Annotated in this window: 9 protein-coding genes and 1 pseudogene; 5 read left to right on the forward strand and 5 right to left on the reverse strand. The window is 74.0% G+C overall.

Annotated elements, in window-relative coordinates; translation table 11 throughout:
- The first annotated feature begins 66 nt into the window (after window positions 1–66).
- The 3 genes and pseudogenes from EST54_RS25275 to EST54_RS25290 all read left to right on the forward strand — a co-directional run bounded on the left by EST54_RS25275 (window position 67) and on the right by EST54_RS25290 (window position 4,887).
- Window positions 67–1,767, forward strand: a complete 1,701-nt coding sequence (locus EST54_RS25275) for a sugar ABC transporter ATP-binding protein (RefSeq protein ID WP_129250027.1) — start codon at window positions 67–69, stop codon at window positions 1,765–1,767.
- Between the two features lie 28 nt (window positions 1,768–1,795).
- A pseudogene (locus tag EST54_RS36285) lies at window positions 1,796–3,861 on the forward strand (ABC transporter permease/substrate-binding protein).
- 90 nt (window positions 3,862–3,951) lie between these two features.
- On the forward strand, window positions 3,952–4,887 hold the full coding sequence (locus EST54_RS25290) for a ribokinase (protein WP_129250049.1): 936 nt from the start codon (window positions 3,952–3,954) through the stop codon (window positions 4,885–4,887).
- Between the two features lie 88 nt (window positions 4,888–4,975).
- Here EST54_RS25290 and EST54_RS25295 read toward each other — a convergent pair whose 3' ends face one another.
- Window positions 4,976–6,376, reverse strand: a complete 1,401-nt coding sequence (locus EST54_RS25295) for a nitrilase-related carbon-nitrogen hydrolase (protein ID WP_129250029.1) — start codon at window positions 6,374–6,376, stop codon at window positions 4,976–4,978.
- Window positions 6,377–6,473: 97 nt separating this feature from the next.
- Window positions 6,474–7,748: a pyroglutamyl peptidase gene (locus EST54_RS25300; RefSeq protein ID WP_129250030.1), complete on the reverse strand. Its 1,275-nt coding sequence runs from the start codon at window positions 7,746–7,748 to the stop codon at window positions 6,474–6,476.
- A gap of 256 nt (window positions 7,749–8,004) precedes the next feature.
- Here EST54_RS25300 and EST54_RS25305 point away from each other — a divergent pair, with 256 nt between their 5' ends.
- Entirely contained in the window at window positions 8,005–8,442 is a 438-nt protein-coding gene (locus tag EST54_RS25305; RefSeq protein WP_129250031.1) for a VOC family protein, read from the forward strand.
- Between the two features lie 39 nt (window positions 8,443–8,481).
- On the opposite strand, the gene EST54_RS25310 is transcribed toward EST54_RS25305, so the two are convergent.
- Entirely contained in the window at window positions 8,482–9,204 is a 723-nt protein-coding gene (locus tag EST54_RS25310) for a TetR/AcrR family transcriptional regulator (protein ID WP_129250032.1), read from the reverse strand.
- Between the two features lie 139 nt (window positions 9,205–9,343).
- On the opposite strand from EST54_RS25310, the gene EST54_RS25315 reads away from it, so the two are divergent.
- Complete coding sequence (locus tag EST54_RS25315; RefSeq protein ID WP_129250033.1) at window positions 9,344–11,917, forward strand: beta-glucosidase family protein; 2,574 nt, start codon at window positions 9,344–9,346, stop codon at window positions 11,915–11,917.
- A 50-nt stretch (window positions 11,918–11,967) separates the two neighbouring features.
- Here the strand turns inward: EST54_RS25315 and EST54_RS25320 are convergent, their stop codons facing one another.
- Window positions 11,968–12,669 (reverse strand): DUF4097 family beta strand repeat-containing protein, encoded by a 702-nt coding sequence (locus tag EST54_RS25320; protein WP_129250034.1) that lies wholly within the window; start codon window positions 12,667–12,669, stop codon window positions 11,968–11,970.
- Window positions 12,670–12,802: 133 nt separating this feature from the next.
- Complete coding sequence (locus EST54_RS25325) at window positions 12,803–13,849, reverse strand: aldose epimerase family protein (protein WP_129250035.1); 1,047 nt, start codon at window positions 13,847–13,849, stop codon at window positions 12,803–12,805.
- Between the last annotated feature and the right edge of the window lie 21 nt (window positions 13,850–13,870).

The raw sequence follows: 13,870 nt of genomic DNA on the forward strand, positions 1-13,870 counted from the left end.
CACCAACCCATCGCCCCCACCCCCCACCACACCAAGCAAGCCAGCCCAGGAAGAGAGGTGCAGCGCATGACCGGCGTCAATGACGACGTACCGGGCGGCCGCCAACTGCTGCGCGTGGAGGGGGTGACGAAGTCGTTCCCGGGCGTGCGCGCGCTGGACGGCGTGGACCTGACCCTGCGCGCCGGTGAGGTGCATGTCCTGCTCGGCGAGAACGGCGCGGGCAAGAGCACCCTCATCAAGATGCTCTCCGGCGCCCACCGCCCCGACGCGGGCCGCATCCTCGCGGCCGGCCGGCAGGACGGCGAGCAGGCCCCGGGCCAAGGCAGCGGGCAGGCCCCCGGGCACGGCAGTCGGCAGGACGGCACGCACGAAGGTCTGCACGGCGGTCTACATGACGGTCTGCACGAGGTGCACATCCGTTCCGCGCAGGACGCCGAGCGGCTCGGCATCGCCACCATCTACCAGGAGTTCAACCTCGTCCCGGGGATGACCGTCGCCGAGAACATCTTCCTGGGCCGCCAGCCGCGCACCCGGCTCGGGCTGGTCGACAGGAAGGCGATGCGGGCGCGCGCCGCCGAGCTGCTGCGCCGCGTACGGCTGGACGTGTCCCCGGACACCCCGGTCTGCGAACTGGGCATCGCCCGCCTCCAGATGGTCGAGATCGCCAAAGCGCTCAGCCTGGACGCCCGTGTTCTGATCATGGACGAGCCAACTGCGGTGCTGACCTCCGAGGAGGTCGAGACCCTCTTCGAGATCGTCCGTGAGCTGCGCGACGCCGGCGTCGGCATCATCTTCATCACCCACCACCTGGAGGAGATCGGCGCCCTCGGCGACCGGGTCACCGTCCTGCGCGACGGCCGCTCGGTGCGGGAGGTGCCGGCCGCCACCGACCAGGACGAGCTGATCCGGCTGATGGTGGGCCGGGACATCGCCGAGCAGTACCCGAGGCAGCGCCCGGACGCACCCGGCGCGCCCTTGCTGCGCGTCCGCGGGCTGACCCGGCACGGCGCCGCGGCCGGGCCGGTCTTCGAGGGCATCGACTTCGAGGTGCGGGCCGGTGAAGTCGTGGGCCTGGCCGGGCTGGTCGGCGCGGGGCGTACCGAGGTCGTCCGGGCGATCTTCGGCGTGGACCGCTACGACGCCGGCACGGTCGAGATCGACGGCAAGGAGCTGGCCCGCGGCGATGTCCGGGCCGCGATGCGCGCCGGGCTCGGCCTCGTACCGGAGGACCGCAAGGGCCAGGGCCTGGTCCTCGACGCGTCGCTCCAGGACAACCTCACCCTCGCCCGGCTCGACCGCGACACCCGCGGCGGGCTGGTGGACCGGGGCACCCAGCGGCGCGAAGCGGCCGCCGTCGCCGAGCGGTTGCGGGTCCGGATGAGTGGTCTGGGGCAACGCGCGGGCACCCTCTCCGGCGGCAACCAGCAGAAGATCGTCATCGGCAAGTGGCTGCTGACGGACGCCAGGCTGCTCATCCTCGACGAGCCGACCCGCGGTATCGACGTCGGCGCGAAGGTCGAGATCTACCAGCTCATCAACGAACTGACGGCGTCCGGGCGGGCGGTGTTGATGATCTCCAGCGATCTGCCCGAGGTGCTCGGTATGAGCGACCGGGTGCTGGTGATGTCACAGGGCCGGCTGGCCGGTGAGCTGCCGGTCGAAGCGGCCACGCAGGACGCCGTGATGGAGCTGGCGCTCCAGACGCCCGATCACCCGAGCACGAAGCACCACGACGAGAGCGCGATGGAGGGCTCCGATGTCCACTGAGGTGAAGACAGGAGCCGCCGCCGAGGCGGTGGTAGGGGCACCGGACCGGGACGGCCTGGCGCCGTGGCTGAGCCGGGCGGTCCTCAGGAACGGCCCGCTCGGCGGTCTGATCGCGCTGGTCGTGGTGATGGCCGTGCTGTCCAGGGACTTCCTCAACGGTCAGAACCTGCTCAATGTCGGCGTCCAGGCGTCGGTCACCGCGATCCTCGCGTTCGGCGTCACCTTCGTGATCGTCTCGGCCGGAATCGATCTGTCCGTCGGTTCGGTCGCCGCGCTCTCCGCCACGGTGGTGGCCTGGGCGGCCACCGGCGAGGGCCTGCCGGTCTGGACGGCCGTGCTCCTCGGCCTGGCGGTCGGTGCGGCCTCCGGCCTGGTCTCCGGGGCGCTGGTCGCCTACGGCAAACTGCCCGCCTTCATCGCCACGTTGGCGATGCTCTCGGTCGGGCGGGGCCTGGCCCTGGTCATCTCCGGAGGTTCGCCGATCGCCTTCCCCGATACGGTCGCCGCGCTCGGTGACACGCTCGGCGGGTGGCTGCCGGTGCCGGTCCTCGTCATGATCGTGATGGGGCTGGTCGCCGCACTGATCCTGGCCCGTACGTACTCCGGCCGTGCGATGTTCGCGATCGGCGGCAACGAGGAGGCGGCCCGGCTCTCCGGTATCAACGTCAAGCGCCGCAAGCTCGTGATCTATGCGCTGTCCGGCCTGTTCGCGGCGGTCGCCGGCATCGTGCTCGCGGCCCGGCTCACCTCCGCCCAGCCGCAGGCCGCCACCGGCTATGAGCTGGACGCCATCGCCGCCGTGGTGATCGGCGGGGCCAGCCTCTCCGGCGGCTCCGGCAAGGCGTCCGGCACGCTGATCGGCGCCCTGATCCTGGCCGTCCTGCGCAACGGACTCAATCTGCTGAGCGTCTCGGCGTTCTGGCAGCAGGTGGCAACCGGGCTGGTCATCGCGCTGGCGGTGCTCCTGGACACGCTGCGCCGCCGGAGCGCGCGATGACGGCGCGGCGGACGGCGGAGCGGATGGGGCGGCGGGCGGTAACCCGAATGGCGCGGAGGACGGCTCGGAGGACGGCGACCCGGTTGAGCTCCCGGACGGGCGACGACAGGCCCACGTCTCGTATGGACGCCTGGCCCACGGCCCGTACGGGCGCCCGGCCCAAGGCCCGTACCACGACGGCGCGGAGGACGGTGTCGCTGGTGGCCGCGCTGGCCGCGGCCGGCGCCCTGGCCCTGACCGGCTGCGACCGCGGGGGCAACACCGACCTGGGGCTGGCACTGTCCACGATGAACAACCCGTTCTTCGTCGGCATCAAGAAGGGCGCGCAGGCCGAGGCGGACGCCCGCGGTCTGCACCTCAACATCACCGACGCCCAGAACGACCCCACCCAGCAGATCAACCAGATGGAGACGTTCACCAGCCAGAACGTCAAGGCGGCCATCATCAACCCGGTCGACTCCGACGCCGCCGTCCCGGCCGTCGGCGTCGCCAACCGGGCGAAGGTGCCGGTGATTTCCATCGACCGCGGTGTCAACGGCGGCACGGTCGGCTCGACCATCGCCTCCGACAACGTCGCGGGCGGCCGGCTCGCCGCGAAGACGCTGGCCGACTCGCTCGGCGGCAAGGGGAAGGTGGCCTTCCTGGAGGGCCAGGCCGGTACCTCCGCCGCCCGGGAGCGCGGCCAGGGCTTCGAGGAAGGCATCAAGAAGTACCCCGGCATCCAGGTCGTCGCCCGGCAGCCCGCGGACTTCGACCGCACCAAGGGCATGGACGTGATGTCCAACATGCTCCAGGCACACCACGACATCGGCGGGGTGTTCGCCGCCAACGACGAGATGGCTCTGGGCGCGTCCAAGGCGCTGGGCGGCCGCTCCGGCAAGGACGTCAAGGTGGTGGCGTTCGACGGCACTCCGGACGGCGTCAAGGCGGTCCGCGGCGGCACGCTGACCGCGACCGTCGCCCAGCAGCCCGAACTCCTCGGCAAACAGGCCGTGGACTGGGCGCTGAAGGCCGCCCGCGGTGAGAAGCTGCCGCGGTCGGTCAGGGTGCCGGTGGTGCTGGTGACGGGGAAGAACGCCGCGACGTTCGGCGGCTGAGCCCGCGGCCCCGGCGGCGGGCTCAGCCGCCGACAACGACAGAGGCGGGCCGCCGCCGACGACGAAGGAGAAGAAGTGGGAGAGCGGTGCATGTATGACGTCCTGGTGGTCGGCTCGGCCAACGCGGACCTGACGGTACGGGTCGAGCGGCGGCCCGGCGCGGGCGAGACCGTGCTCGGTACGGACCTGGTCGAATCGGCCGGCGGGAAGGGCGCCAACCAAGCGGCCGCCGCGGCCCGGATCGGCGGGCGCACCGCACTGCTGGCGCGGGTCGGCGGCGATGCCTTCGGCGAGATGCTGCTGGCCGCGCAGCGCGCGGCGGGCACCGATGTCGCCCCGGTCATCGTGGACGACGCGGCCCGCAGCGGCACCGCGATGATCATCGTCGACCCGGACGGCGACAACAGCATCGTGGTCTCGCCCGGCGCCAATGCCGCCCTCTCCCCGCGGGACGTGGCCGCCGCGCAGGACACCATCGCCGCCGCCTCGGTGGTCTCCCTCCAGCTGGAGATTCCCATGGAGTCGGTACGGGCCGCGGCCGCGGCCGCGGAGCGGGCCGGCACCCGGGTCGTCCTCAACCCCTCACCGGCGCCCGAGGCGCCCCTGGCTCCCGAACTCCTGGCGGTCGCGGACCCGTTGGTGGTCAACGAGCACGAGGCGCGGCAGCTGTCCGGGCGCGCCGACGGCAGCCCCGCCGAGTGGGCGCGGGCGCTCCATGAGCAGGGCGCCCGCTCCGTCGTGGTCACCCTCGGCGGCGACGGTGCGCTGGTCCTGGACGCCTCGGGCAGCGAGGACATCCCGGGGGTGCGGGTCAAGGCGGTGGACACCACCGGCGCCGGCGATGCCTTCACCGGCGCCCTCGCCACCCGCCTGGCCCGCGGTGACGCCCTGCCCGAGGCGGCGCGTTTCGCCGTACGGGTCGGCGCCGCCGCCGTCACCAAGCCGGGCGCCCAGCCGTCCTATCCGACGCTGGCGGAGCTGGCGGAACGGGCGGCGACGGAGCCCGAGGAGCCGTCGCAGGGCTGACACCGGTGCGGCGCCGGCGGCCGTACCGGCGCCGTGGGCCTGGCCGGGGCCGGGGGCCCGCAACGGGATCCGCCGGCCCGGCCGGACCTCACTCCCCGTCCGGCTCCAGCTCCTTCGGCCCGTACAGCGCATGGTCCGCGCCGGTCGCCAGTGCCCAGTAGCGGTCGCCGTAGGACCAGTGCCACCACTCCGTCGGGTAGTTGACCAGGCCCGCTGCGGTGAGGGCGGCGGTCAGCACCCGGCGGTGGGTGCGGGCGGCGGGGGACAGCCCCGGCGCTCCCGTGTAGCAGGCGCCGTCGCTCTCCTCGGGGGAGGCATCGATCGGTGTCCCCATGTCGACCTCGTCGCCGTCCGTGGTGACCAGGGTGAGATCCACCGCCCCGCCCGCGCTGTGCGGGGCTATCTCAGGGGGCGACACATACCGGCTCGCGTCCTGGTGGAGGCGCTGCGCCGGCCGTTCCGGGAAGGCGGCGCGCAGTTCCTCGGCGTACTCCTCGAAGTAGCGGCGCTGCAGTGCCGGGGGCCGGTAGCCCTCGACGATCTGCAGCCGCAGCCCGTCCGGCAGCAACTCCTGGGCCGTCAGCAGCCGTTGCAGCACTCCCTGGCGCAGGTGCGCGAAGTCCCCCCGGGCGTCGTTCCGGTCTTCGGCCACCAGCAGCGCGGGCGCCGCGGTCCGGATGTCCACCAGCGGCTCGTCGCACTCCTTGACGGGTATCGCGGTGATGGCCGGGTCCGCCATCAGTGTGATGCGGTCGCGGGCATCGCTCAGCACCAGCTCCGCACCGTCGCCCGGGACCGGCCCGCTCCACTCCGCGGCCGCCGCCACCCGCTCGCCGGTCGGCAGCCAGCCGCCGCTGAGGCCGCACCCCGGGCCGCAGCTGCCGATGCCGGTGCCGTTGGCCAGCAGCACCTGCAGTCCGCTGTCCCGGGCCAGTCCCGCGTACTGCTCCACGCGCTCCGCCGAGTCGTGGAAGGCGCTGGCGAGATACACCCCGCAGCCGTCCGCCGCGGCCCGCGCCGGCACCTCGGGGAAGCTGCTGTCCAGGCAGGTGGCGAGCGCGAACCGGATCCCGCCCAGCATGAAGCGGCCGTCCGCGCCGCCCGGTGTGAAGAGCTTGCGCTCCTCCCCGGACAGATGGCGCTTGTCGTAGCGGGTGAGCAGCGCACCGTCCGGCCCCAGGACGAACGAGGAGATGGTCGGCCCGGCCGCACCTTCGCGGGCCCGGCCGGCCGCATTCACCACCGCCGCGATCCCGGCCGCCCGACAGGCCTCGCGTACGGGCGTCAGCCGGACATCGTCCTCGGTGACCGTCATCCCCACCGGATCGGCGGCTATCAGGCGCAGGTCGTAGTGCGTCAGCGCGAGTTCGGAGAACGCCACCAGACCGGCGCCGCGGTCGGCGGCCTCGCCGACGAGCGCGGCCATCCGTGCGGCATTGGCCTCGATGTCGCCCGGGACGGAGGGGAATTGTGCGGCAGCAATGATCATTCGCCCATGATGCCCCGCGACGGCGCGGAGCGGGCGCGCCTGTGGATAACCGGCCCGCCCGCCGCGTGCCGCGCTGGGACCGGCCCGCCTCCCCCGGCTACCGGCGTGCGGCCCCGGACGCCGCCACCGTCAGGATCGCCCGCACCTGCCCGGTGATCGCGAGCCGGTTGCGGACGAAGTCCGGGTCGGTGACCGGCCCGGACGGGTCCGTGTTGGCGGGGCCGAACTCCAGCACCGGGGTGTGCAGATGCCCGCCCGGCAGCGCCGGCCGCACCGCGTCCCGCAGCAGCGTCGCCCGGTAGGCGATCTCGTTGGACAGGTAGTCCCCGCCGCCGCCCGCACGGGCCGTGGATCCCGCGGTCGGCCCGTCCGGCCGCACCACGGGCGTGGTGCCGCCCGCCGGGATCTCCGTGACGGCGGTGTGGTCGACCACCGGGTACGGACCGGTGCCGGCCGCCACGATCCGCGCGTACGGCAGGCTGGTGACCGTCCACTGCGGCTGCGGCCGTACGGTCGGCACCCCCGGCGGAATCGGCACGGTCCCGGTGCGCTCTGCCCGCGCATTGTCCGGATAGCCGCCCCGCCAGGCCCCGTTGGTCCGCTCGACGTCGAACCGCCCGGGCCGTCCCTGGCTGATGGTGGTGAACAGATCGGCCTGCCGCGGCCCGCTGCGGAAGTGCGGCAGCAGGGTGCGTTCCACCGTGCCCTGCGCGAAGTCGGCCCAGCGCACCGGGAAGACCGCGGTCTCGATGCGGGCCGGTTCACCCGAGGCGGTCCGTACGGTGGTCCCGTCCAGGGCCAGCGCCGCCGCCCCCGACGGATTGCTCCGGCGGGCGTCGTCGTCCAGCTGGAAGGGGTCGAATCCGGTCACCACGATCCGCAGCACGTGCGGTCCGGCCGGCAGGCCGATCGAGTCCTGTCCGCGCGAGCCCCGCTCCAGCGCGTCGAGGAGAGCGGCGCGCCGGGCCCCGGTCAGCGGGAAGTCCGGCCGCCACGCCCGTAGTTGGCCGGTCATGCCCAGCCGCGCCCAGTACAGCGGCCGGTCGTCGTCCCGGCTCAGATCGCCGCCGTCCGGCCCGCGCCCCTGGGCCCGGTCCACGGCCCGCCGCCACAGCGCCCGCCCCTCGTCCGCGACATAGCGCCTGGCCTCCGGGTACGTCGTCACCCGCGCCAGCCCGGCCGCGAACTCCCCGGCCCAGGCGTCGAATCCGCTGCGCCGCAGGATCTCCTGCGGCGCGGCCTGCGTCAGCCGGCCCTCCTCGACCGTGCTGTCCGGCGCGGTGGCGGCGTGGGCCGGTGCCGTCAGCGACAGCGGGGCGGCGGCCAGCAGCGCGACTCCGAGCGCGCCCATCCTGGTACGTATGCGTCTCATGGGGGCGAGTAAAGCGCCGCCCGGGGCGGGGCGGTAGAGGCCCTCGGTGCCCGGCTGCGGAAGCGGCGCGACTCCGTCAGCCACGCTCCGGCTCGCCACCAGCCCGATCGGGTGACTCAGGGCGGTGTTGGCGCGGGTGTCTCGGCCCTTGGGGAGCAGGCGGATAGGTTGAGCGGGATCCGGCCGCTCGAAGCGGTGCCGAAGCCGGATCTCCGGCCTTCGCAGTCCCGTCGCAGCAGGAGGCGAAACCACCGGCATGGACGTTCTCTTCCTCACGAGCGTGGCGGTGGTCGTCGCCGACCCGCCGCTGAGCCGCAAGCTGTTCATCGAGGCTCTTGGTCTCCCCCTGGAGGGGGAAGGCAACGGCTACTACTCCAGCGGGAGCGTCCCCGGAAGCAAGCACTTCGGCCTGTGGCCGCTCTCGCAGGCAGCCGAGGCATGCTTCGGCACGGCTCAGTGGCCCGCCGACCGGGTGGTTCCGCAGGCATCGATCGAGTTCGAGGTGGCGAACGCGGAAGCCGTCACAGTCGCCGGCGCCGAGCTTCAGCGCGCGGGCTTCGAGCTGGTGCACCAGGCCCGTACCGAGCCGTGGGGCCAGACGGTGGCCAGACTTCTCACGGCGGAGGGGTTGATCGTCGGGATCTCCTACGCCCCCTCCTTGCACGATTCTCACGACGACCAGCACCCGGGGTGAGCCCGGCCCGAGACCGGTGAAGGCGACGCAGTCGAGCCGCTAGCTACCGGGCCCGTCGGCCTCTTCCCCACCCGGCCCGTCAGCCTGCTCGCCACCCCGCCCGCCGGGGCCCTGTTCCCCACCCGCTCCGCCGCCCAGCTCCATCAGCGCGAGGAAGTCCCGGAACGCGGCCGGCATGTCCACCTCCTGCGGATCCAGCAGCCATTGCAGCTGGAGGCCGTCCATCACGGCGACCAGCAGCGGCGCCGCCCGCTCGGGCGTCAGGCCGCCGGGCAGGGTGTCGCCGCACTCCGCCCGCAGCGCCTCGGCCAGCGAGGCGCGTACGGAGCGGAACCGGGATTCGAAGAAGGCGCGGGCGGGGTGGTCCTCGGTGACGCTGTCGGCGGACAGCACGGTGTACGTACGGACGATGCCGGGGCGGGTGGCGTTGTAGTCGACGAGCGCGGCCAGGGTGCCGGTGCGGCGGCTGCCGGACGCCGCGGCGGCCGAGGCCAGGTCCCAGCGGTCGCGCGCCTCCAGCACGCCGACCAGCAGCAGTTCCTTCGTCGGGAAGTGGTGCAGCAGCCCCTGCTGGGACAGTCCGGCGCGCTCGGCGACGGCGGCCAGCGAGGTGCGGCGGTAGCCGCGTTCCGCGATGAGCTCCATCGCCGCCTGCAGGATGGTCTCCCGCCGCTCCGCGCGACGGGCCTCCCGGCCGCCGCCACCGGCCCGTGTCGCGCCCGGCCCGCCGTCGCGGGATCCGTCCTGGTCTCGTGCAGTCACCGGCCGAGCGTATCCCTCGCGTGGAGATCCCGTACGGCTGATGTATCGGGAAAGTAACGGTCCTTACCGCGTGCCTGGTGGCCGGGTCAGAATCCGGACAGGGGAACGCACGACCACCCAGGGAACACCGGAGAGCTGCATGACCGATGACCAGACCCACGGGCCCGCCGGTGTTGACGCCGGCCTTTCTGCCCGTGACCGCGCACAGGCCCACACCGCGGCGGTGGAGCGGGCGCTCGCCGCGCTCGACCTCGACACCAAGGTCCGGCTGCTGTCCGGCCAGGACATGTGGACGCTGCCGGCCGTCCCGGCGATCGGGCTGCGGTCGCTGGTGATGTCGGACGGCCCGGTCGGCGTGCGGGGCCAGGAGTGGAACGCCGGGGACCCCTCGGTGGCCCTGCCCGGCCCCACGGCACTGGCCGCCACCTGGGACCCCGAACTCGCCCGCCGGGCCGGCCACCTCCTCGCGCAGGAGGCCCGCCGCAAGGGCGTGCACGTCCTCCTGGCGCCGACCGTCAATCTGCACCGCTCCCCGCTGGGCGGCCGCCACTTCGAGTGCTATTCGGAGGACCCGCTGCTCACCGGCGTGATCGGCGCCGGATACGTCCGCGGGGTGCAGGAGGGCGGCGTCGGCGCGACGGTCAAGCACTTCGTCGGCAACGACGCCGAGACCGACCGGCTCACCGTCGACAACCGGATCGCCCCGCGCCCGCTGCGCGAGCTCTATCTCGCGCCCTTCGAGCACCTCGTCGAAAACGCCCGCCCCTGGGCCGTGATGACCGCCTACAACCAGGTCAACGGCTCGACCATGACCGAGCACCGCGCGCTGGTGCAGGGCGTGCTGCGCGGCGAATGGGGCTTCGACGGCTGCAACGTCTCCGACTGGACGGCCGCCCGCGACACCGTGCGTGCCCTGCGCGGAGGCCTCGATGTGGCGATGCCCGGGCCCCGTACGGTCTACGGCGCGCCGCTGGCCGAGGTCGTCCGTGCGGGTGAGGTGGCGGAGTCGGAGGTGGACGACGCGGTGCGCCGGGTGCTGCTGCTCGCGGCTCGGACGGGGTGTCTGGACGGGGTGCCGGCCGCGGTGGACCCGTCCGCGGTCCCCCGGGGGATCGACGGCCGGGCGGTGGCCCGCGACCTCGCCCGGCGCGGCTGCGTCCTGCTGCGCAACGAGCCCGTGGGCGGGGCGCGGCGGGCGCTGCCGCTCGATGGTCCGGGCCTGCGCAGGGTCGCGGTCATCGGGGCGGCCGCGCGGGACGCCAGGGTGCTCGGCGGCGGGTCCGCGACCGTCTTCCCCGAGGCGGTGGTCTCCCCCCTGGAGGGGCTGCGTGCCGCGCTGCCCGACGGTGTCGAGGTCACCTTCGCGGCCGGCGCCGAGGCACGCACCCGGGTGCCGTCCGCCCGCGACGGCTTCACGCTCTGCGCCCGCTACGTTGCCGCCGACGGTCAACTCCTCGCCAAGACAGCGCAGTTGGACGGCACGGTGCAGGCCATGGGCCGCCTCCCGCGGGGCGTCACCCGGCAGAATCTGCACGCCGTCGAGCTGACCGGCAGCTACCTCCCGGAGTGCGGCGGCAGCCACACCTTCGCCGTCTCCGGCACCGGGGCACTGCGGCTGACCGTCGGCGGTTCGGTCCTCTTCGACGGCCGGTGCGCGCCGGAGGGCAACGACCCCTTCGAGGCCTTCCTGAACCCCGTCGAGCGGCGGGTGACGGCGGAGCTGACGGCGGGCGAGCGTACCGAGGTGACCCTGCGGTTCCTGCCGGACGGCCCGGAGTGGGGCGAGGGGCTGGACGGGCTGCGCTTCGCCCTCGGCCACCACCCGCCGCGGCCCGATGCGGACGAGCGGATCGAGGAGGCGGTGCGCGCCGCGGCCGACGCCGACGTCGCGATCGTCGTCGTCGCCACCACCGAAGAGGTTGAGTCCGAGGGCTTCGACCGCCGCGATCTGCGGCTGCCGGGCCGCCAGGACGAGCTGGTCACCCGGGTCGCCGCCGCCAACCCGCGCACCGTCGTGGTCGTCAACGCCGGCTCTCCGGTGGAGCTGCCGTGGCGCACGCAGGTCCCGGCCGTGCTGCTGAGCTGGTTCCCCGGCCAGGAGGCCGGCGCGGCGCTGGCCGATGTCCTGCTCGGCGCCCATGAGCCGGGCGGCCGGCTCCCCACCACCTGGCCGGCCCGCCTGGCCGACGCCCCGGTCACCACCGTCACCCCGACGGACGGCCAACTTCCGTACTCCGAAGGGGTGTTCATCGGCTACCGCGCCTGGCAGCGGTCCGCCACCGCGCCCGCCTACCCCTTCGGTCACGGCCTGGGCTACACCGACTGGGAGTACGAGTCGCTGGACACGACCCCCGACTCGGTGCGGGTGCGGGTCCGCAACGCCGGTGACCGGCACGGGCGCGAGGTCATCCAGATCTATCTGGCGCCCACCGCGGACGCCGCCCCGGACGCTCCGGAGCGCCCGGACCGCTGGCTGGCCGGCTTCGCCGTCGTCGAGGCGGCCCCGGGCGAGAGCGCCGAGGCCGAGATCCCGCTGCCGGACCGGGCCTTCGCGGTCTGGGGCTCCACTGCCGACGGCTCGGCAGTGAGCGGAGGCGGAGGGCAGCGGAGCGAGGCGGACGACGGCTGGCGCCGGGTCAAGGGCGTCTACCGCGTCGAGGCCGCGCACAGCGCCGAGGACCGCCGGCTGACGGCGGAGGTCACCGTCGGCTGACCGGCCCGGGAACGGGGGCACCGTACGCCGGCGGTGCCCCCGCCGGTCCCTCATGAGGTCACCACCGACACATCACCGCCGCTCGTCCGCGCCGTCACCTTGTGCGCGGAGCGCCCGTCCGTCGGGACGGAGACCTTGCGGTCTCCGCCGCTGGTGGCGGCGTCGACCGCATAGGCACCCTTGGGGAGGCGGATGGTGACATCGCCTCCGCTGGTCCGGCCGGTCACCTCGTCGGGCGCCGCGGCCAGCGCGAGGTCCACATCGCCGCCGCTGGTCCTCGCCCGCACACTGCGGGCCGCGGAGTCCGTGACGGTGACGTCGCCGCCGCTGGTCTCCGCGACGATCCGGCCCCGGGTGCCCCGGACGGTGATGTCCCCGCCGCTGGTGTGCAGCTCGACCGAGGCGGTGCGCGGCAGCAGCACCCGGTAGTCGACCTCGCACCGGCGCCCCATGCCGCACTCCGCGGCCTTCAGCGTCAGCCGGCCGTCCTTGACCGTGTGGGCGGGCTGCGGCTTGCGGTCGTTGTAGCGGTACTTCTCCGTCACCCGGACCGAGCCGCCGGCGTCGACCGGCACGATCTCGATGTTCCCACCGTGCGTGGTCGCCGACAGCGCGCCGACCGTGCCCGGCACGGAGTACGTGCGCTGCGCCGCCTTCGTCGGGCCGTAGTCCGGCAGCGAGCAGCCCGCCACCACCAGCACGGCCAACGCCGCACCGGACAGGAGCAGATGAGGAGCGTGAAGGCGGGCCATGGTGACGGTTCTCCCTGGGCAGGCAATGGAGCGGAACGGAGCGGATCGGACCGGAAAGCCGGTCACTGCTCATCGTTCCGTCACCGCCGCCCCGCCGCGTCCCCGCACAGGATGACCTTCGCCCGCTACGCCCCTAAGGGGTTCCCGCAGCCCGTGGCCGCACCGAGAAGCGGTACACGGTCTGCGTGCAGTAGTGCTCGCCGGGCCGCAGCACCGTACCCGGGAAGTCCGGCCGGTTGGGGGAGTCCGGGAAGTGCTGGGTTTCCAGGGCGAGTCCGGCCCGTGGGCCGTAGGGGACGCCCGAGCTGCCTATCAGGGATCCGTCGAGGTGGTCCGCGGTGTAGAGCTGGAGACCGGGCTCGGTGGTGGACAACTCCAGCACCCGGCCCGACCGCGGGTCGTGGAGCTCCGCGACCGTGCGCGGCGCCGGTGCGACCCCGCCGTCGAGCACGAAGTTGTGGTCGTAGCCGCCGCCCACCGCCCGCGCCGTCCGGAAGTCGAAGCGGGTCCCGGCGACGTCGGCGGGCGCGCCGGGCAGCGGAATGCCGGTGGCGTCGACGGGCGTGTACCGGGACGCCGCCAGCCGCAGCTCATGGCCGCAGGCGGAGCCGCCGCCGGCCCCGCCCAGGTGGAGATAGGTGTGGTTGGTGAGGTTGACGACGGTCGGGGCGTCGGTCCGGGCGCGCGAGACGACGTGCAGCGCGCCGTCGGGGGAGAGGGTGTAGGTCACCCGCACGTCCAGGGCGCCGGGGAAACCCTCCTCGCCGTCCGGGCTGACCCGGTGCAGCTCCACGCCGCCGTCGGTCTCCCGGGCGCTCCACACCACCCGGGAGAAGTTGCGCGCCCCGCCGTGCAGGCTGTGCCGCCCGTCGTTCGCCGTCAGCCGGTGCGTCCGGCCGTCGAGCGGGAAGGACGCCCCGGCGATCCGGTTCGCGTACCGCCCGACCAGCGCGCCGAAGTACGACCCGCCGTGCGCGACGTACGAGGCCAGATCCGCGAAGCCCAGCGCCAGCTGACCCCGCGTCCCGTCCCGGTCCGGGGCCTCCAGGGTCTGGACGATCCCGCCGTACGTCAGGACGCGGACCCGCAGCCCGCCTCGACCCGACTCCAGGGTCCAGCGCTCGACGGGTGTGCCGTCGTCCAGCACGCCGAACGCTTCCCTGCTGACCTGCGTCTTCATGCCGTTGAGCCTATGCCGCCG

This window comes from Streptomyces sioyaensis (assembly GCF_004122735.1).
In the GTDB taxonomy this organism is placed as follows: Bacteria; Actinomycetota; Actinomycetes; order Streptomycetales; family Streptomycetaceae; genus Streptomyces; species Streptomyces sioyaensis.

What these genes read in the sequence shown, in the direction of transcription:
- EST54_RS25315 (WP_129250033.1), top strand. Translation starts at nt 9,344, where the DNA reads ATGACCGATGACCAGACCCACGGGCCCGCCGGTGTTGACGCCGGCCTT.
- EST54_RS25300 (WP_129250030.1), bottom strand. Translation starts at nt 7,748, where the DNA reads ATGAGACGCATACGTACCAGGATGGGCGCGCTCGGAGTCGCGCTGCTG.
- EST54_RS25305 (WP_129250031.1), top strand. Translation starts at nt 8,005, where the DNA reads ATGGACGTTCTCTTCCTCACGAGCGTGGCGGTGGTCGTCGCCGACCCG.
- EST54_RS25320 (WP_129250034.1), bottom strand. Translation starts at nt 12,669, where the DNA reads ATGGCCCGCCTTCACGCTCCTCATCTGCTCCTGTCCGGTGCGGCGTTG.
- EST54_RS25325 (WP_129250035.1), bottom strand. Translation starts at nt 13,849, where the DNA reads ATGAAGACGCAGGTCAGCAGGGAAGCGTTCGGCGTGCTGGACGACGGC.
- EST54_RS25290 (WP_129250049.1), top strand. Translation starts at nt 3,952, where the DNA reads ATGTATGACGTCCTGGTGGTCGGCTCGGCCAACGCGGACCTGACGGTA.
- EST54_RS25295 (WP_129250029.1), bottom strand. Translation starts at nt 6,376, where the DNA reads ATGATCATTGCTGCCGCACAATTCCCCTCCGTCCCGGGCGACATCGAG.
- EST54_RS25275 (WP_129250027.1), top strand. Translation starts at nt 67, where the DNA reads ATGACCGGCGTCAATGACGACGTACCGGGCGGCCGCCAACTGCTGCGC.